The sequence below is a fragment of the Iamia sp. SCSIO 61187 genome (genome assembly GCF_019443745.1).
Classification (GTDB): domain Bacteria; phylum Actinomycetota; class Acidimicrobiia; order Acidimicrobiales; family Iamiaceae; genus Iamia.
Map to the genome: position 1 here is coordinate 1,294,337 of NZ_CP050948.1, position 17,114 is coordinate 1,311,450.

A 17,114-nucleotide genomic window follows, 5' to 3' on the forward strand; every position below is an offset into this window, starting at 1 on the left:
GTCAGCCGCGGGCGAGGTGGGCGGCCACGTCGGCCCACAGCTCGGCGACGCGGGACGCGGCGGCGTGGTGACGGGTGACGTGGGCGCCCTGCTCGGCCCCGAGGCTGTGGCGGGCGTCGGGGTCCTCGAGCAGGCCGCCCACCACCCGGGCCAGGGTGTCGCCGGCGAAGAGGTCGACCAGCGACTCGTCGTGCACCGCGGGGGGCAGGATCTCGGCCAGGCCTGCCGTGCGGTGGCCGACGACGGGGACCGAGCGCCGGGACGCGCCGAGGGCGAGCAGCGGGACCGGCGCCTCCCGGGCGGTGACGACGACCAGCGCCGGCGCCGGCCAGCCCCGCCGCCACCCGTCGGCGTCGACGATGTGGACCCGGTCGCCGATCCGGCGCCGGTCCACGTCGGTGGTGATCCGCTCGAGGGCGTCGGGCCCGTCGGGCCGGCCGGCCCACACCAGGTGGACGGGGCGCCCGTCCACGGCGCGGGGGAGGCGGGTGGCCAGGTCGACGAACAGGTCGGTGCCCGCCCGCCAGCAGATCGGTCCGCCACCGCCCACGACCAGCGCGCCGGCGGGGACGGGGGGCGGGCTGACCGGGCCGCCGGTGGCCTCGTCGGGGAGGGGCGGCAGGATCCACGGCGGGCGCACGGCGATCCTCGACCGGTCGAGGCCGAGGTCGTCGACGAGGTGGTCCCGGAGGGCGGCGGACGAGACCACGACGAGGCGGGCGCGGGCCAGCCGGGCGGCGGCGTCGGGCCCGGCGGCGCGGCGCAGGCCGATGGGACCGTCGTACAGCCGGACGACGAGCGGGGCCCGACGTGCCGGCCGGGGGAGGGCGTCGGCCAGGCCCAGGGCCGCCGCCCCGTGGGACCAGACCACGTCGGGGGGGCCCAGCCCCGAGCGCGCCGGGTGGCGGGCGAGCCCCCAGGAGAGGCCGACCCGCTCTCCGGCCGGGCGGGCGCGGGGGTGGACCCGGGCGGCGACGGCCCCCACCCGGTCGGGGCCGTCGCCCACGACCCGGACGTCGGCCAGGTCGGTGTCGCCGGTGACCACGCCGGCCAGGGCCCCGCCGTCGCCGGCCACGACCCGCGTCCGCCTCGGGTCGACGGCGCCGGCCCGCCCCAGCTCCTCGAGCAGGGAGAGGAGGGTGCGGTTGGTGTCCGACGGGCTGAGGTCGGCGGTCAGGGCCAGCACGGCCCGCGGGCGGATCACCGTTCGCCCTCGTGGCGGTCGGCGTCGCCGGCCGCCGCCCCGGCGACCAGGTCCGACGCCCGGCCGTCGGACCGGATCACCAGCACCGGGGGCGCCGGATCGCCGGGGGCCGGGGCGGTGACGGCGGCGACGGCGTCCTCGATGTCGGCCCAGAGCGAGGCGGCGGCGAGGGGGGTCGTGGCGCTGGCCGCGGCCCGGGCCAGGTCGCCGGCCAGGAGACGGCCCCGGTCCGGGTGGGTGAGCAGCTCGCGGACCTGGTCGGCCAGCGCGTCCACGTCGAGGCGGTCGACCCGGCGTCCATCGTGACCGGCCTCGCCCAGCAGGGCGGTGCCGGGCGTGAACCCGGCGACGGGCGTGCCGGCGAGGGCGGCCTGGACCGCGGGCAGCGGGTACGGGTCGACCCGACCGGTGACGAGGAGGAGGTCGGCGGCGGCCAGCCGGTCGGCCCGCTCGGGCCCGTCGGGGGTGATCCGCACCCGGTGCCGCAGCCCGCGCAGGTCGAGGTCGTCGCGGACGTCGGCGGCGGTGCCGTCGACGTCGTCGTCACCGATCCACGTCCAGTGGACGGTGCGCCCGTCGACCTCGGCGCCCACCGCGCCCGCCACCGCGGCGAACAGGTCGGTGCCCGCCCGCCACCCGACGGGCCCGCAGCCGACCACCAGGGCGGCGGCGTCGGGCCCGGGGCGGGGGTGACGGGAGGGCGGGTCGACGGGGCCGGGGTGGTGGCGCACCCGGCGCGGGTCGAGGCCCAGGCCGCCGTGGGCCCGGTCGCGGGTGGCCCACCGGGCGACCGGCTCGGCCGGCACGACCGTGAGGGCCACGGACGACAGCCGCCGGGCGAGGTCGGCGGGGCGGGGACGGCCCGACCAGGTCTCGTCCAGCAGGGGGAGGTGGGCCACCACGGGCGGTCGCGGGTCGGCCATCTCGTCGAGGGCCATGAGGGCCTCGGCCGACCCGGCCACGACGACGTCGAAGGTGGGGGCGTCGGCGAGCACCCGGCGTCGCCAGATCCGGGCCGCCCGCCGGGCCAGCCCGGGGCGACCGGTGAGCTCGGCGGTGGCCCGCACGACACCGATCGTCGGGGTCGGGCGGCGCACGGTCGTGACGCCGTCGAGCGTGCGGGCCTCGTCGTCGGCGTCCAGCACCACCGCGGTGATGGTGACGTCGTGGGCCGTCGCCGCCCAGCGGGCCAGGTCGAGCAGGCTCCGGGCGCCGTCGCCCGACGAGTCCAGCACGAGGAGGAGCCGGCGGATCACCGCGCCATGGTCGCACGTCGCCGCCCGGGCTCCGCTCCCGGAGCACGGCTCAGGGCGCGGCCTGCGGGGGGCCGATCGCGGCGGCGCGGAGGTGGGCGACGAGGTCGGCCCGGCTGGTGCCGGCGTTGAGGCCGCTGGTGGAGGGCATGACGTACACGGGGCTGGCGCCGAGGTGGCGGGCCTGCCATCCCGGCGTGGCCGCCCGGTCGGCCCCGGCCCGCCACCCGGCCAGGCCGACGAGGAGCACCGCCTCGGGGGCGAGCATCGTGCACAGCCGGTCGAGGCGGGCGACGCCCGCCCGGTACTCGGCGGTGGTCAGGTCCGACGCCCGCGGCGTGGCCCGCTTCACCAGGTCGGTCATGCCGATGCCGCCGGTGGCCAGCAGCCGCCACGGGTCGCGGTCGGCGCCCGGGGGGAGGAGGCCGGCCTCGGCCAGCGCCGGCCAGAAGCGGTTGCCGGGCCCGACGTACCCGACGCCGGCGTCGGCGGCGTGGAGGCTGGGGTTGAGCCCGCTGACGAGGAGCCGCATCCCGGGGCCGACGGTGTCGGCCAGGGTGCGGCCCCGGGTGGCGGTGACGTCGAGGAACGGCCAGTCGCTGGGCTTGCCGACGCCCGCGTCGGTGCGGGCGTGGACGTCGACGAACCCGGCGCCCTCGACCAGCCCCACCAGGGCCCCGGGGTCCCACAGGGTGAACTGGCGCCCCGGGAGGTCGTCGTCGGCGTCGCTGGTGACGACGCCCGCGCCGGCGAAGAGCCGCAGCGAGATCGGCGCCCCGACGGCGAGGCCCCGGTGCAGGTCGGCGAGGGCGAGCGGGAGGTGGGCGGCGGGCAGGTGCTGGAGCGACTTCGAGGCCCACGCCCCCGCCAGCGAGCGGGGGCGGACGGGGAGCGCCCCGGCCGCGGCCCGCACCAGCGGGACCGCGGGGTGGGCGGCCCGGGCCTCGCCGAGCATGGCCGCCGACGGGTCGAGGCCGACGACGCCGGCGCCGAGCACGCCGAGGTCGTTCCCCGTCCCGCAGCCGAGGTCGAGCAGCGGGCCGTCGGGGAGGCGCCGGGCGACGAGGGCGGCGGCCCGCTCGGTGGCCGGGATCGTCCCCCGGGCGGCGTAGGTCGCGGCGCCGACGTCGTAGGCCGCCACCGTCGCGGCGTCGAGCCCGGGCCTCACCGGCGGGGGCGACGCCGGCGCGACGGCGCCGGGTCGGGTGGCGGCGGGGCGCCGTCGAGGAACAGGTCGAGCTGGACGTCGCGCTCGGCCCGCTCGGTCAGGGGCTCCCACGTGCGGGCCCCGCGGGGTCCGGCGGTGGGCACCTCCAGCCGGTCGAGGGGCAGGGCCCGGGCCGCCCCCTTGGCGTCGCGGACGCCGATCGACCCGTCCCGCTCGCGCCGCTCGACGGTCGCCTCCTGCCAGCGGGCCGAGGGGCGGGGTCGGAAGCGGACCACGTCGCCGACGTGGAGCCCGACGTCGAGCAGGGTCGGCTCGCCCACCCCGGACCTCAGCCCCCGCCGATGGCGCCGACCACCTTGGCCTGGAGCCGGCGCATGCCGGCCAGCCAGCGGTCGGGGTCGGTCGCCCGGCGCTCGTAGAACTGGGCCACCTCGGGGTGGGGGAGGACGAGGAAGCGCCCCTCGGCCATGGCCGTCACCACCGCGTCGGCGACCTGCTCGGGCTCGAGCACGCCCTGCAGGGCGACGGTCTCGACCGCGGAGCTGCCCCGGCCGCCCCGGATCATGTCGGTGTTGACGCCCTGCGGGCACAGGCAGTGGACCCGGAGGCCCTGGTCGCCGTAGGTGATGGCCAGCCACTCGGCGAAGGCCTCGGCGGCGTGCTTGGTGACCGAGTACCCGGCGTCGCCGATCTGGGCCAGCAGCCCGGCGGCCGAGGCGGTGGTGAGGAAGGTGCCGCCGCCCCGCTCCACCATGTCGGGCACGACGATGCGGGCGGCCACGACGTGGGCCATGACGTTGACCTTCCAGATCCGGTCCCACGTGGCGTCGTCGGCCATCAGCCCCTGGGCGGTGCCGATGCCGGCGTTGGCGGCGAACAGGCCGACGGGCCCGAACCGGGCCGTGGTGGCGTCGACCACCGCCTGGACCTGTGCGGCGTCGCTGACGTCGGCGCCCAGCCCGACGACCCGGTCCCCGTGGGTGTCGACCAGGCGGGTCGCGGCGGCCTCGGCGTCGGCGGTCTCGAGGTCGACCACGGCCACGCCGCCCGCCCCCTCGGCCAGGAACCGGTCGGCGAGGGCGTACCCGATGCCCCGTGCGCCGCCGGTGATGATGCACGTCGTCCCGTCCAGGCTCATGCCCCGACCCTACGCACAGGATGAGGGGCTCCGAGTGGAGCGAGGCCGCGTCCCACGGACCTACGCGTCGATGGCGGCGCGCATGGTGTCGGCCACGACCTGCTTGCGGTCGGCGCCCCACGGCAGGGGCATGAGCACCGGGTGGTCGACGCCGGCGGCGGCGTAGGCCCGCACCGTGTCCCGCACCAGGTCGGCGTCGCCGACGACGTCGATGGCGTCGACCATCTCCTCGCTCACCGCGGCGAGGGCGCCCTCGCGGTCGCCGGCGGCGTGGCGCTCGCGCACCTCGGTCACGGCGTCGCCGAACCCGGCCCGCGTGAAGCTCTCGGCGTAGGAGTCGACCACCGCGTAGGAGAAGAGGTCCTTGCGCCCGTTGGCCAGGGCGCCGTCGCGGTCGGCGACACCGGCGTGGACGTAGGCGTAGACGGTGCACGACCCGGGATCCCGGCCGGCGGCGGCCTCGCCGGCCCGCACCTGCTCGACCGACCAGGCCACGTGCGTCGCCGGGAGGTAGTTGAGGAGCACACCGTCGGCGACCTCGCCGGCCAGCCGCAGCATCTTCGGGCCGAGGGCGCCGAGCACGATCCGCGGGCGCCGCTCGCCCTGCCGCAGCCCGAGCCGGAACCCCTTCACCGCGTAGTGGTCGCCGGCGAAGGTGACCTTCTCGCCCGACAGGCACTCCCGCACCAGGGCGACGTACTCGCGGACCTGGCCCAGCGGCTGGGACCCGTAGGGGGCCCCGTGCCAGCGCGACGTCACGACCGGGGAGGAGATGCCCACGCCGAGGAGCACGTCGCGGTCGGGGTCGAGGGCGGCGAGGGTGGCGGCCGACATGGCCGCGAGCGGCGGGGTGCGGAGCTGGAGGGCGAGGACCCCGGTGCCGAGGTCGAGGCCCGGGGCGGCGACCCCCGCGGCGGCGAGGAGCGAGAACGCCTCCGGTCCCGTGGTCTCGGCCGTCCAGAACGACCGGAACCCGACCTCGGCGGCGCGCCGGGCGGTCTCCACCGCGTACTGCGGACCGAGCCCCATGAGGCTGGCGTAGGTGAACCCGACGGTCGATGCGGCCATGGCCGGCGACCGTAGCCCTGACCCCCTCCCCGCACGGACGGGCACCGCGACCGAGCATCGACCGTGTCGGGGACGGCAGTGGGTCTACCGTCCCCCCGGTGACCGCACCACTGGCGTCGGGGTACCGCGAGAGCGTCCTGTGGCACGAGGCCGCCCCGCTCGACGCCGGGACCGGCGACGGTCCCCTGCCGGCGGAGGTCGACGTGGTGGTGGTCGGCTCCGGGTACTGCGGCCTGGCGGCGGCGACCGAGCTGGCGCGCCGGGGCCGGTCGGTGGCGGTCCTCGACCGGGGCCCGCTCGGCGTCGGGGCCAGCACCCGCAACGGCGGGATGGTCCTCCCCGAGCTCAAGGCCGGCCCCCGCACCCTGGCGACCCAGCACGGCGACCTGGGCCGGCGGATGTTCGCCGCCGTCGACGAGGCCTTCGACCACCTCGAGGCGCTCGTGACCGGCCCCGACGCCATCGCCTGCGACTACGTCCGGACGGGTCGCCTCGAGCTGGCGTCGGGCGCGACCAGCGCGGCTGCGCTGCGCCGGGCCGCCGACGAGCTGGAGGAGGTCGGCCACGGCGCCCGCTACGTCACCGGCGCCGACCTGGCCGCCGAGATCGGGTCGACCACCTACCCCGCCGGTCTCGTCGTCGAGCGCAGCGGCGGCCTCCAGCCGGCCCGGTTCCACGCCGGCCTCGTCGCCCGGGCCCGGGCCGCCGGGGCGACCCTCCACCCGCACCGCGCCGTCACGGCGGTGCGCGCCGACGGGGTGGACACCGACGCCGGGACGATCCGCGCCGGGGACGTCCTGCTCGCGGTCAACGGGCACGTCGACGCCGCCGCCCCCGACCTGCGGCGCCGGACCCTGCCCATGGGCTCGTTCATCGTCGCCACCGAGCCCCTGACCGCCGAGCAGCAGGCCGCCGTCCTGCCCACCGGCCGCATGGCCTACGACACCCGCAACCTGCTGTCGTACTGGCGGCTCGACGCCGATGGGCGCATGGTCTTCGGCGGGCGCCGCAGCCTGCGGCGCACGACCGTGCGCCAGGCGCGCGAGGTGCTCCGCGACCGCATGGTCGACGTCCACCCCCAGCTGGCCGAGGCGCGGATCGAGCGGGCGTGGGGCGGCGAGGTCGCCATCACCCGGGACCGGCTGCCCCACTGCGGGCGGAGCGACGGCGCCTGGTACGCCGGCGGGTGCAACGGCTCGGGCGTGGCCCTCAACACCTGGCTCGGCCACCGCATGGCCGGGGCCATCTGCGGGGAGGAGCTGCCGCCCTTCGCCGAGCTGCCCCACCCGCGGGTGCCGCCGAACCGGGCGGTGTGGTTGCCGATCGTCTCGACCGCCCTGCGGGCCCAGGACCGTCTCGACCGGATCCGCCGCGCCTGACCGACCACGGCGACGAACCGACCCAGACCCCTTCCGTCCGGCTGGTGCCAGCGGACGTCAGGCCGGGCTGATCGTGGCGGCGACGACGGCGCCGAGCTCCCAGCACGCGTGGCGGTCCTCGGCCGTCGGCGCCCCGCGGACCTCGACCACCTCGGCGGCCCGCGCCCAGCGGAGGCCCCCGGTGATGGTGTCCAGCGCCCGGCGGGCGCCGACGACGTCGTCGTTGCCGTGCAGGTAGGCGCCGAACGGGCGTCCCTCCGTGTCCTCCAGGCACGGGTAGTAGACGACGTCGAAGAAGTGCTTCAGCGCCCCGGCGAGGTAGCCGAGGTTCGCCGGTCCGCCGACGACGTAGCCGTCGGCCTCGAGCACGTCCGAGGCCGTGGCGGCCAGGGCGGCCCGGACCACGACCTCGACCCCCTCGATCTGGGGATCGCCCGCCCCGTCGCGCACCGCCTCCAGGAGGGTGTGGAGGTGGGGGGATGGTGTGTGGTGCACGACGAGGAGGCGGGCCATCGACCCAGTCTTCCGTGTTGCCCCCCTGCCCCCGGCCCCCGGCCCCCCTGCGACCGCTAGGCGCGGCGGACGAAGTAGATGATCAGAACGACGAGCAAGATGATGACGAGCAGGCTGACGATGCCGATTTCCACGGGGACGTCCTCTCAGGTGTGACGGTGGGAACGGACGGCCCGCTGCCCCGGCCCCCACTGCGGAAACCTCACGTGGAGAACGCCCCTGACGTGTCGGCGCCGCCCGGACGCGGCGACGACCGCCCTCCCCGGGTGCTCCGGAGGTGGGCGGTCGTCAGCGACGAGGCTGGTGGTCGGCTACTTGCCGGCGGCGCGGCGCTGCCAGCGGGTGCGCTTCAGCATCTTCTTGTGCTTCTTCTTGCGCATGCGCTTGCGGCGCTTCTTGATCAGTGAACCCATGAGGTGCGCCAACCTAGCGGCGACCCCCGCCGGGCCACCAACCGGGCGTCCCGGGTCGGCGGGGGCACCTATCCTGGGCCGCCCTTCCGGGGTAGTTCAGCTGGTAGAACACCGGACTTTGAATCCGGCCGTCGCAGGTTCGAGCCCTGCCCCCGGAGCTCCGTCGCCGCCGGTGACGTGACCACGACCAGCGGCGGCACGGCCGGTGTCGGGACGGGGAGCCGGGCGCGCGAGACTCCGAGACATGGCCGAGCGACCGCTGTCCGCCGTCGTCCTCGCCGCCGGTGAGGGCACCCGGATGCGCTCCGAGCGGCCCAAGCCCCTGCACCTGCTGTGCGGCAAGGCCATGGTCCGCTACGTCCTCGGGTCGCTCGCCGAGTGCGACGTCGACCGGGTCGTCGTCGTCGTCGGCCACGGCGCCGAGCGCGTCACCAAGAAGCTCCAGGCCGAGGAGCCCGACCTGGTCCTCGACTTCGTGGAGCAGCACCGCCAGCAGGGCACCGGTGACGCCGTCGCCGTGGGCCTCACCGCCTTCCCCGACGACGACGCCGACGACGACGAGGGCCCCGACGTCCTCGTCCTCCCCGGCGACACCCCGCTGCTGCGGCCCTCGACGATCCGCGAGCTGGTCGACCACCACCGCCGGTCGGGCGCAGCGTGCACCGTGCTCACCGCCCACCTCGCCGACCCCACCGGCTACGGCCGGGTCGAGCGGGGCCGCGACGGCCGGGTCGCCCGCATCGTCGAGCACCGCGACGCCGACGAGGAGCAGCGGCTGATCAGCGAGATCAACACCTCGATCTACTGCTTCCGGCGCAGCGTCCTGGCCCCCGCCCTGCGCCGGGTCCAGCCCGTCAACGACCAGGGCGAGTACTACCTGACCGACGTTGTCGAGGTCCTCAACAAGGCCGGGTACGGCGTCACCGCGGTGGCCGCCGACGACCCCGACGAGACCCACGGCGTCAACGACCGGGCCCAGCTGGCCACGGCCGAGGCGGAGCTCCGCCGCCGCACCAACCTCGACTGGCTCAAGCGGGGCGTCACCATGGTCGACCCCGACCGCACCTACGTCGACACCACCGTCGAGCTGGAGCGGGACGTGACCCTCTTCCCGGGCACGATCCTGCAGGGCCGCACCATCGTGGGCCAGGGCTCCGAGATCGGCCCCGACAGCCGGCTGGTCGACTGCGTGGTCGGCGCCCGCAGCACCGTCGAGCAGACGACCGCCCACGACGCCGAGATCGGCGCCGACACCCACGTCGGCCCCTACGCCCACCTCGCGCCGGGCGCCTCGGTCCCCGACGGCACCCGCACCGGTCCGTTCTTCGCCCTGCCCCAGCCCTGAATCCCCCCTTCCAGCTCGACCCGCGGAGCCCGCCATGGAGACCGTCACCACCAAGCGCATGCACCTCTTCAGCGGCTCGGCGCACCCCGAGCTGGCCGAGGCCATCGCCGCGCACCTCGACATCGAGCTGGGCGAGCCGAACCTGCGGCGCTTCGCCAACGGCGAGATGCACTGCCGCTTCAACGAGTCGATCCGCGGCGCCGACGTCTTCGTGATCCAGACCCACTCGGGCGAGCCGGGGTGGTCGGTGAACGACTCGTTGATGGAGCAGCTGATCATGATCGACGCCGCCAAGCGGGCGTCGGCCAAGCGCATCTCCGCCGTGTGCCCGTTCTACGGCTACGCCCGCCAGGACCGGAAGGCCGAGGGCCGCGAGCCCATCACCGCCAAGCTGGTGGCCGACATGCTCACCGCCGCGGGAGCCGACCGGGTGATCTCGGTCGACCTCCACTCCGGACAGATCCAGGGGTTCTTCGACATGCCCGTCGACCACCTGACGGCCATGCCGATCCAGGTCGAGTACCTGCGGGCCAACACCGACCCGGGCGAGCTGGTCATCGTGTCGCCCGACTCCGGCGGCGTGAAGGCGGCCAAGCGCTTCTCCGGCGAGGTCGGCGCCGACCTGGCGTTCGTCAACAAGTTCCGGCCCAAGGGCACGATGAACCAGGCGGTCGCGGCCAACATCATCGGCGAGGTCGCCGGGCGCAGCTGCGTCCTCCTCGACGACATGATCGACTCGGCGGGGACCATCTGCGCCGCCGCCGACCTGCTGCGCGAGCAGGGGGCCACCGACGTCTGGGCCATGGCCACCCACGGCGTGCTGTCGGGTCCGGCCATCGACCGGCTGAAGAACAGCTCGCTCACCAAGGTCGTCATCACCGACACCCTGCCGCTCCCACCGGAGAAGCAGATCGACCAGATCGAGGTCCTGTCGGTCGCGCCGCTCGTGGGGCAGGCCATCGAGTCGGTGTTCGACGACGCCTCGGTCAGCGAGATCTTCGGCGGGCGCAACCAGAGCTGACCGTCGACGGGCACCGCCGGCGCCGGCCCTGCCCCCGCGCACCAGGGCAGGGCCGGCGCGAGGATCAACCGGTCACGTCCTGCTTGGCGACGCGGCCCTCGGGCGTGGCGGTCAGCTGCTCGGGGCTGGGCTGGGTCTGGGCCCGGGCGTAGCCCTCCGAGGAGGCGAGCACCGAGGTCCACATGTGGAACGTCCGCCACTTGCCGACCGGGCCGAGGAGCCAGTCCTGCCAGAAGGCGATGTCGGAGTCGCTCGGCGGGCGGTTGAGCCCGGCGAAGTACACGCCGAAGATCCACCCGATGGTCGCCTCGGGGGCCCGCTCCAGGTACCGGGTCACGCGCTGGCGGGACGCCTGGGTCGACGGGTCGCCCATGCGGCCGATCCAGAACTCCAGCGCCCCGGGGTCGACCTCGCGGTCGAGGATGAACTGGTACATCTGGTCCAGCCACTGCTCGTCCTTGGTCCGCTCCGACTCCGGGTCGACCGCGAAGGCGGCGTAGAACTCGTCCGAGGCGAGGATGTCGGCGATGAGCTGCCCGTCGGCCTGGAACCGGCGGATGTGGTCCACGCCGGCCGCCAGCTCCGCCTCGGTGGGGTCACGCTCCAGCAGGCTGCGGTACAGCTCGACCACGTTGTTGTGGACCAGGTTCTCCTGCGAGAGGTCCACGAACTTGGCGAACTGGCCCCGGCTGTACCCGGCGTCGAGGCGGCGGGTCCAGTACTCCAGGCCGGACTGCTCCGGGCACCGGAACAAGATGTTCAGGTAGATGAAGCGGACGAACCGGGCGTTGCCCTCCTCGGCCGGGCAGACGACCGGCGGCGGGTCGAGGGTCGTGACCTGCTCGGCGGGCCGGTCGACCGCGCCGGACGGGCCCGCCAGCGGGCCCACCGCCAGGGCCAGGACCAGGGCGAGGCCCAGGGCGACGACGCCGGCGGCGCGCCTCCGTGTCGGTGCTGCGTCTTCTGTGTGCAATGGGTTCCCCATCTGTGAGGGGAGCTCCCGGCCTGGGAGGGTGACGCGTCGCAGGAGGGCCCGGTGGGCCCTCGGTCGTCGGCGTCTCCCCCGCCTCGCGCACCCGGGGCGGTCGCTCCCGGTGGCTGTTCACTTGTCGCCCGGCTCCAGCCGGGTGCGGGCAGTGAAGCGCGTCGACCCTGGTGGCGCACGCCCACCGAGGGGGGAGGCCCCCCACCTCTCGGCCCCGTCGCCTGTCGCCGGCGGGCCGATCAGCCGGCCGCCTTGGGCCCGATCGCCCGCCACCGGTAGCGTGGCCCCTCCCACAACCGCATGCGCTCCGGCGCGATCTCAGACGTAGGAGTCCCGATGGCCGAGATCACCCTCACCGCCACCACCGGCCGCACCACCGGCACCCGCAGCTCTCGCCGCCTCCGGGCCGAGGCCAAGGTCCCGGCCGTCGTCTACGGCCTGGGCCGCGAGCCCGTCGCCGTCACCGTCGACTGGCGCGAGCTGCGCGCCGCCCTCATCACCGACGCCGGCGTCAACGCCCTGATCGACCTGTCGATCGAGGGCGAGGGCGAGTCCCAGCTGGCCATCGTGAAGGACATGCAGCGGCACGCCATCCGCCGCACGGTCGAGCACGTCGACTTCCTCCTGATCCGTCGCGACCAGGAGATCACCGTCGACGTCCCGCTCGTCGCCGAGGGTGAGGCCAAGGCCGTCGAGGACGAGCGGGGGATGATCGAGACCCTGATGAGCAGCCTGGCGATCAATGCCAAGCCCGGGTCGATCCCCGACCAGCTCACCTACGACGTCTCGGCCATGACCATCGGCGACACCATCACCGTGGGCGACCTGTCCCTCCCCGCCGGCGTCACCACCGACGTCGACCCGGAGGACGCCATCGCCAGCGCCCAGATCTCGCGGGCCGCGATCGAGGCCGAGGCCATCGAGGCGGCCGACGCCGAGATGGCGGCCGAGCAGGCCGAGGAGTCCTCCGACGGGGGCGCATCCGAGGACGGCGGCGAGTCCGGTGGCGATCCCGCCGCCGGCGAGGGCGAGCCCTCCGGCGACGAGGGCTGACCGTCCTCCGTCGCTGGTTCGCCCGGCGCCCCCTCCGCGCTGATCCACCCGCCGTCGTGGCCGATCTCCTCGTCGTCGGGCTCGGCAACCCGGGCCTCGAGTACGCCCACACGCGCCACAACTGCGGTGCCGACACGGTCGCCCTCCTAGCCGAGCGGCACGGCGGTCGGCTGCGCGACGGGATGCGCAACGAGCGGGCGATGTCCGACACCGTCCGCATCGGCACCGCCGTGGTGGCGCTGGCCGTGCCGCAGACGTACTACAACGAGTCGGGCCTCTCGGTCGCCGCGCTGGCCCGACGCCACGACGTCGAGGACCCGGCGCGCGTCGTCGTCGTCCACGACGAGCTCGACCTCCCGCCGGGCAAGATCAAGGTCAAGCTGGGTGGCGGGCTGGCCGGCAACAACGGGCTCAAGTCGATCAAGGCCCACCTCCACAGCGACGCCTTCGCCCGGGTGCGCATCGGCGTGGGCAAGCCCCCCGGCCGCCAGCAGGGCGCCGACCACGTGCTCCGCCGGCCGGGCAAGGCCGAGCGGGTCGAGCTCGACGTCGGCATCGCCGAGGCGGCCGACGCCGTCGAGCTGATCGCCACCGATGGCGTCGAGCGCGCCATGGAGCGGTTCAACCAGCGCACCGCCTGACCCACGCCAAGAGGCCCCCGGCGGGTGCGCCAGGGGCCTCGGGCTGCTCGGTGCGGTGAGAGGTGGGGGGTCAGGCCTGGAACGGGCCCTCGCCCACCACGGCGGTGTCGACGTAGCCGTCGCCGTCGGTGTCGACCACGGCGGTGTCGGCGTACCCGTCGCCGTCGGTGTCGGCCACCGCGGTGTCGGCGTACCCGTCGCCGTCGGTGTCGACCACGGCGGTGTCGATGTAGCCGTCGCCGTCGGTGTCACCGGCGACCGCATCCACGTACCCGTCGCCGTCGGCGTCGCCGGCCACGGCATCCACGAAGCCGTCTCCGTCGGTGTCACCGGCCACGGTGTCGACGTACCCGTCGCCGTCGGTGTCACCTGCGACGGTGTCGACGTAGCCGTCGCCGTCGGTGTCGCCGGCGACCGTGTCGGCGTACCCGTCGAAGTTCGTGTCGGCCACGCCGGTGTCGGCGTACCCGTCGCCGTCGGTGTCGGCCACGGCCGAGTCGGCCACGCCGTCGTAGTTGGCGTCGTCGACGACCGTGTCGGTGTAGCCGTCGCCGTCGGTGTCCGCCTCGACGATGTCGACGTAGCCGTCGCCGTCGGTGTCGTAGGAGACGGTGTCGATGAAGCCGTCGCCGTTGGTGTCGCTCTCGACCGTGTCGGTGAAGCCGTCGCCGTCGGTGTCGTAGCCGAAGTCGCTCATTCTCGTGTCCCTTCCTCCGGCCCCTCGGCCGTGTCTGCGGTGTCGGAGGTGAGAGCGTCCCGCCCGCTCCCTTGTTCCCGATCGGGCGCCGGGGCCCCCACCCCCGCACCGGGCGTCACCCGTGGGGGCGAGGGCGCTCAGCCGGTGCGGATGCCGGCGACGACGGCGGCCAGGGCCTCGTCGGAGATGCCCCCCGGGGCGTAGAGGCCGACACGGTCCACGTGGCCGGCGAAGCGCTGCCGCACCCGGGCGGCGACGCGGTCGGGTTCGCCCCGCAGCACCACGGCGTCGAGCAGGTCGTCGTCGACGAGGCGGGCCATCTCGTCCCACCGGCCCTCCCGCGAGAGGCGCCGGAGCTCGGGGTGGATGGCGGCCCGTCCCTCGGTGGCCAGGACCGGCTCGTAGGCGGGCGTCGAGCCGTAGAAGGCGACCAGCCAGCGGGCCCCCTCGTCGGCGGCGGCCTGCTCGGCCGCGTCGCGGCCGCAGGCGACGATGCCCTCGCCCACCAGGGTGACGTGGTCCCGGGGCCGCCCCGAGGCCGCCAGGGTCTGCTCGATGCGCGGGAGGGTGACCTCGGCGGTGTGCCGGTCGGAGGTGAAGGGGTGGACGAGCAGGCCGTCGGCGACGGTGAGGGCGACCTCGGTCATCCGGGGGCCGAGGGCGCCGATCCAGATCGGCGGCCGGTCCTTCCCCGTCGGCCCCGGGTCGAAGGCCGGCGTGGTCAGGGTGTGGCGGGTGTGCTCGCCCTGGAAGTCGAGCGGGCCCCCGTGCTCCCACGCATCCCAGAACGCCCGGATGGCCCCGATCCACTCGGCCATGCGGGCGGCCGGGTGGGACCAGGTGCTGCCGTAGCGGCGCTCGATGTGGGCCCGGACCTGGGTGCCCAGCCCCAGGGCGAAGCCGGCGTCGTTGAGCTCCATGAGGTCCCAGGCGGTGTGGGCCAGGTGGGCCGGGGAGCGGGGGAAGGCGATGGCGACGTTGGTGTAGAGGAACAGGTCCCGGTTGGCCGCCAGCACCAGCGGCAGGAACACGTCGTGGGGCCCCTCGACGGTGAACAGCCCGTCGACCCCGGTCTGGAGGAGGGCGTCAGCCGTCTCCTCGATCTCGCCGGGTCGGCCCATCAGCAGCGTGTCGATCTCCACGGCGCCGATCCTCGCGTGCGGCGGGCGCCGGGGAGCCGCCCACGGCATGGACCAGGCCCGTGCCGTCGCCGCTCACCCTCCCGGGACGAGGGTGTTCTGGCGGGCGGCGATCCACCAGCGGCCGTCCTCCCGCACGAGCACGTAGAGGGCCACCATGGCGTGGCCGACGTCGAGCTCGCGGCCGTCGGCGTCGACGGCCCAGGCCCGCTTGTGGGCCAGGGCCACGTCGGGGCGGACGAAGGTGACGTCGGTGACGAGGTAGCGGGCCCGCTCGTCGGCGAGGGGCCCGGCCAGGCCGGCCACGCTGGCCGCCATGATCTCGTCGCGGCCGCGAGCCTCGCCGCCGAGGGCGTTGACGATGGTGGCGTCGGCGGCGACGTGGCGGTTCATCAGCTCGGCGTCGTTGGCGTTGAACCCGGCCTCGACGTCGGCCACGATCGCCTCGATGGCGGCCACGTCGTCGGCCCGGTCGCCGTCGAGGCCCACCGCTTGCGCCGCCGCGCTCACGCCGCCACTCGGGTGAACTGGCGACCCGCGACCCACCACCCGTCGGCCTCCCGGACCAGCGTCCAGGTGACGACGGTGGGCGGGGCGTCGCGGTCCACCTCGACGTCGGCGGCGACGGGGTAGGCGCCGGTCGTGGCCAGGGCGACGTCGGGCCGGACGAAGAGCACGTGGAGCAGGACGAAGCGGGCGGTGGCCGGGACCTGGGCGGCGGCGAAGACGGCGACGTGGGCGGCGCGGATGGCGTCGCGACCGACGCTCCGCACGCCCGAGGCGATGACGGATCGGGCGTCGGCGGCGAAGCGGGCGACGCAGCGGTCGGGGTCCCGGGTGCTGATGCCGGCGCCGACGTCGGCGATGAGGCGCTCGATGGCGGCCACGTCGTCGGCGTGGTCGGCGGTGTCGGCGAGGGTCGGTGGTGCAGTCGTGGTGGGCATGGGGCCATCCCACGACATCAAGGTGCCTTGAGGTCAAGCGGTCGCACCCGCGTCGGTCATCGAGGTGTCCCACCGGTCGTACCATCGCCGCCATGCGCACCCGCGTCCTCGTCGTGGTCGTCGGGGTGCTGGTGGGCCTGGCGGCGTGCGGTGGCGACGCCGACGAGCCGGACCCGGCGACGTCGCCGACCACGGACGCGGACCCCTCCACCGTGACCACGACGACCACGACGACCGGGAGCGGGACGGAGCGGCCGGGCCCGGCCGTCGACCTCGGCGGGGTGGAGGCCGCGGTCGAGCCGACCGGCGAGGTCCTCCACGGCTCGCTCGTCACGCCCGACGGGCGCACCCGCACCTACCGGCTCTACCTCCCGACGCAGCGGGCCGACGACGCCCCGCTGGTGCTCGCCCTGCACGGCGGCACCGGGAACGGGGACCAGCTCGCCCAGACCAGCGGCTACGACGGGTTGGCCGAAGCCAACGGGTTCGTCGTCGCCTACCCCGAGGGGACGCCGACGGCTCTCGGCCCGCGCCAGCTCGTGTGGAACGCGGGCGGCTGCTGCGCCGCGGCGGTGCGGGACGGCGTGGACGACGTGGCCTTCCTGGGTGCGCTGATCGACCTCCTGGCCGAGGACCACGACCTCGACCCCAACCGGGTCCTCGGGGTCGGCCACTCCAACGGCGCCATGATGGCCCTGCGCCTGGCGTGCGAGGCGGCGGACCGGGTCGCGGCCGTGGCCGTCCAGGCGGGCACCGTCTTCGTCGACGGCTGCGCACCGTCCCGTCCGGTCTCGGTGCTGGACCTCCACGGCTCGGCCGACCGCAACCTGCCCGTCGACGGCGGGGTGGGCGAGGACAGCGCCGCCGGCGCCGACTTCCCGCCCGTGCGCGAGGGGTTGGCGACCTTCGCCCGGGCGGCCGGGTGCGCCGGGGCCGACGCCTCCAGCGTCCGGGAGACCGACCAGGCCGAGGTCACCGTGGAGTCGTGGGGACCGTGCCCTGGCGGCATCGACGTCGAGCTCGTGGTCGTCGACAGCGCCGGCCACGCCTGGATGGGCCACCCCGCACCCACCGGGCGGAGCGACGAGCCGTACCCCGACCTCGACGCCAGCCTCGTGACCTGGGCCTTCCTCGCCGCCCACGGCGGGTGAGG

The 17,114-nt window shown here is 75.7% G+C and carries 19 protein-coding genes and 1 tRNA gene; 7 read left to right on the forward strand and 13 right to left on the reverse strand.

The window, feature by feature from the left end; translation table 11 throughout:
• Position 1: 1 nt before the first annotated feature.
• From HC251_RS06340 to HC251_RS06365, 6 genes are read right to left on the reverse strand one after another with little or no spacing between them, the layout of a single operon-like run.
• The gene (locus HC251_RS06340) at positions 2-1,204 is read right to left on the reverse strand and encodes a glycosyltransferase (RefSeq protein WP_219944464.1); all 1,203 of its coding nucleotides are present in this window, start codon (positions 1,202-1,204) and stop codon (positions 2-4) included.
• On the reverse strand, positions 1,201-2,460 hold the full coding sequence (locus HC251_RS06345; protein WP_219944465.1) for a glycosyltransferase: 1,260 nt from the start codon (positions 2,458-2,460) through the stop codon (positions 1,201-1,203). The genes HC251_RS06340 and HC251_RS06345 overlap by 4 nt, the downstream gene beginning before the upstream one ends.
• Before the next feature lie 49 nt (positions 2,461-2,509).
• Positions 2,510-3,625 (reverse strand): uracil-DNA glycosylase family protein, encoded by a 1,116-nt coding sequence (locus HC251_RS06350; protein WP_219944466.1) that lies wholly within the window; start codon positions 3,623-3,625, stop codon positions 2,510-2,512.
• Positions 3,622-3,945 carry a hypothetical protein gene (locus tag HC251_RS06355; RefSeq protein ID WP_219944467.1) on the reverse strand — a complete coding sequence of 108 codons (324 nt, stop codon included), beginning with the start codon at positions 3,943-3,945 and terminating at the stop codon, positions 3,622-3,624. The genes HC251_RS06350 and HC251_RS06355 overlap by 4 nt, the downstream gene beginning before the upstream one ends.
• 8 nt (positions 3,946-3,953) lie before the next feature.
• Positions 3,954-4,763, reverse strand: a complete 810-nt coding sequence (locus HC251_RS06360; protein WP_219944468.1) for an SDR family oxidoreductase — start codon at positions 4,761-4,763, stop codon at positions 3,954-3,956.
• A 60-nt stretch (positions 4,764-4,823) separates the two neighbouring features.
• Positions 4,824-5,831 (reverse strand): LLM class F420-dependent oxidoreductase, encoded by a 1,008-nt coding sequence (locus HC251_RS06365; RefSeq protein ID WP_219944469.1) that lies wholly within the window; start codon positions 5,829-5,831, stop codon positions 4,824-4,826.
• Between the two features lie 98 nt (positions 5,832-5,929).
• Between HC251_RS06365 and HC251_RS06370 the strand changes: the two genes are divergently transcribed.
• Positions 5,930-7,210, forward strand: a complete 1,281-nt coding sequence (locus HC251_RS06370; protein ID WP_219944470.1) for an FAD-binding oxidoreductase — start codon at positions 5,930-5,932, stop codon at positions 7,208-7,210.
• 57 nt (positions 7,211-7,267) lie between these two features.
• Here HC251_RS06370 and HC251_RS06375 read toward each other — a convergent pair whose 3' ends face one another.
• Together HC251_RS06375 and HC251_RS06380 are read right to left on the reverse strand one after the other, a co-directional pair.
• The gene (locus tag HC251_RS06375) at positions 7,268-7,723 is read right to left on the reverse strand and encodes a flavodoxin family protein (RefSeq protein ID WP_219944471.1); all 456 of its coding nucleotides are present in this window, start codon (positions 7,721-7,723) and stop codon (positions 7,268-7,270) included.
• 311 nt (positions 7,724-8,034) lie between these two features.
• Complete coding sequence (locus tag HC251_RS06380; RefSeq protein WP_216997946.1) at positions 8,035-8,136, reverse strand: 30S ribosomal protein bS22; 102 nt, start codon at positions 8,134-8,136, stop codon at positions 8,035-8,037.
• Between the two features lie 85 nt (positions 8,137-8,221).
• On the opposite strand from HC251_RS06380, the gene HC251_RS06385 reads away from it, so the two are divergent.
• The 3 genes from HC251_RS06385 (at position 8,222) to HC251_RS06395 (ending at position 10,502) form a co-directional block, all read left to right on the forward strand.
• Positions 8,222-8,294, forward strand: a tRNA-Gln gene (locus HC251_RS06385).
• An 86-nt stretch (positions 8,295-8,380) separates the two neighbouring features.
• Positions 8,381-9,481 carry a bifunctional UDP-N-acetylglucosamine diphosphorylase/glucosamine-1-phosphate N-acetyltransferase GlmU gene (gene glmU / locus HC251_RS06390; protein ID WP_219944472.1) on the forward strand — a complete coding sequence of 367 codons (1,101 nt, stop codon included), beginning with the start codon at positions 8,381-8,383 and terminating at the stop codon, positions 9,479-9,481.
• 34 nt (positions 9,482-9,515) lie between these two features.
• Positions 9,516-10,502 carry a ribose-phosphate diphosphokinase gene (locus HC251_RS06395; protein WP_219944473.1) on the forward strand — a complete coding sequence of 329 codons (987 nt, stop codon included), beginning with the start codon at positions 9,516-9,518 and terminating at the stop codon, positions 10,500-10,502.
• 64 nt (positions 10,503-10,566) lie between these two features.
• On the opposite strand, the gene HC251_RS06400 is transcribed toward HC251_RS06395, so the two are convergent.
• Positions 10,567-11,475: a DUF4214 domain-containing protein gene (locus tag HC251_RS06400; RefSeq protein WP_219944474.1), complete on the reverse strand. Its 909-nt coding sequence runs from the start codon at positions 11,473-11,475 to the stop codon at positions 10,567-10,569.
• 348 nt (positions 11,476-11,823) lie between these two features.
• On the opposite strand from HC251_RS06400, the gene HC251_RS06405 reads away from it, so the two are divergent.
• Both HC251_RS06405 and pth read left to right on the forward strand, forming a co-directional pair.
• On the forward strand, positions 11,824-12,540 hold the full coding sequence (locus HC251_RS06405) for a 50S ribosomal protein L25 (RefSeq protein WP_219944475.1): 717 nt from the start codon (positions 11,824-11,826) through the stop codon (positions 12,538-12,540).
• 56 nt (positions 12,541-12,596) lie between these two features.
• Entirely contained in the window at positions 12,597-13,181 is a 585-nt protein-coding gene (gene pth, locus HC251_RS06410) for an aminoacyl-tRNA hydrolase (protein ID WP_219944476.1), read from the forward strand.
• Between the two features lie 70 nt (positions 13,182-13,251).
• On the opposite strand, the gene HC251_RS06415 is transcribed toward pth, so the two are convergent.
• From HC251_RS06415 to HC251_RS06430, 4 genes are all read right to left on the reverse strand, one after another.
• Positions 13,252-13,878 carry a hypothetical protein gene (locus HC251_RS06415; RefSeq protein WP_219944477.1) on the reverse strand — a complete coding sequence of 209 codons (627 nt, stop codon included), beginning with the start codon at positions 13,876-13,878 and terminating at the stop codon, positions 13,252-13,254.
• Between the two features lie 137 nt (positions 13,879-14,015).
• Positions 14,016-15,020, reverse strand: a complete 1,005-nt coding sequence (locus tag HC251_RS06420; RefSeq protein ID WP_219944478.1) for a TIGR03617 family F420-dependent LLM class oxidoreductase — start codon at positions 15,018-15,020, stop codon at positions 14,016-14,018.
• A 72-nt stretch (positions 15,021-15,092) separates the two neighbouring features.
• Entirely contained in the window at positions 15,093-15,527 is a 435-nt protein-coding gene (locus tag HC251_RS06425) for an SgcJ/EcaC family oxidoreductase (protein WP_219944479.1), read from the reverse strand.
• On the reverse strand, positions 15,524-15,961 hold the full coding sequence (locus HC251_RS06430; RefSeq protein WP_219944480.1) for an SgcJ/EcaC family oxidoreductase: 438 nt from the start codon (positions 15,959-15,961) through the stop codon (positions 15,524-15,526). Before HC251_RS06430 ends, HC251_RS06425 begins: the two co-directional genes overlap by 4 nt.
• 92 nt (positions 15,962-16,053) lie before the next feature.
• Here HC251_RS06430 and HC251_RS06435 point away from each other — a divergent pair, with 92 nt between their 5' ends.
• Positions 16,054-17,112: a PHB depolymerase family esterase gene (locus tag HC251_RS06435; protein WP_219944481.1), complete on the forward strand. Its 1,059-nt coding sequence runs from the start codon at positions 16,054-16,056 to the stop codon at positions 17,110-17,112.
• Positions 17,113-17,114: the final 2 nt, after the last annotated feature.

What these genes read in the sequence shown, in the direction of transcription:
- HC251_RS06360 (WP_219944468.1), bottom strand. Translation starts at nt 4,763, where the DNA reads ATGAGCCTGGACGGGACGACGTGCATCATCACCGGCGGCGCACGGGGC.
- HC251_RS06365 (WP_219944469.1), bottom strand. Translation starts at nt 5,831, where the DNA reads ATGGCCGCATCGACCGTCGGGTTCACCTACGCCAGCCTCATGGGGCTC.
- HC251_RS06375 (WP_219944471.1), bottom strand. Translation starts at nt 7,723, where the DNA reads ATGGCCCGCCTCCTCGTCGTGCACCACACACCATCCCCCCACCTCCAC.
- HC251_RS06380 (WP_216997946.1), bottom strand. Translation starts at nt 8,136, where the DNA reads ATGGGTTCACTGATCAAGAAGCGCCGCAAGCGCATGCGCAAGAAGAAG.
- glmU (WP_219944472.1), top strand. Translation starts at nt 8,381, where the DNA reads ATGGCCGAGCGACCGCTGTCCGCCGTCGTCCTCGCCGCCGGTGAGGGC.
- HC251_RS06395 (WP_219944473.1), top strand. Translation starts at nt 9,516, where the DNA reads ATGGAGACCGTCACCACCAAGCGCATGCACCTCTTCAGCGGCTCGGCG.
- HC251_RS06405 (WP_219944475.1), top strand. Translation starts at nt 11,824, where the DNA reads ATGGCCGAGATCACCCTCACCGCCACCACCGGCCGCACCACCGGCACC.
- HC251_RS06415 (WP_219944477.1), bottom strand. Translation starts at nt 13,878, where the DNA reads ATGAGCGACTTCGGCTACGACACCGACGGCGACGGCTTCACCGACACG.
- HC251_RS06430 (WP_219944480.1), bottom strand. Translation starts at nt 15,961, where the DNA reads ATGCCCACCACGACTGCACCACCGACCCTCGCCGACACCGCCGACCAC.
- HC251_RS06435 (WP_219944481.1), top strand. Translation starts at nt 16,054, where the DNA reads ATGCGCACCCGCGTCCTCGTCGTGGTCGTCGGGGTGCTGGTGGGCCTG.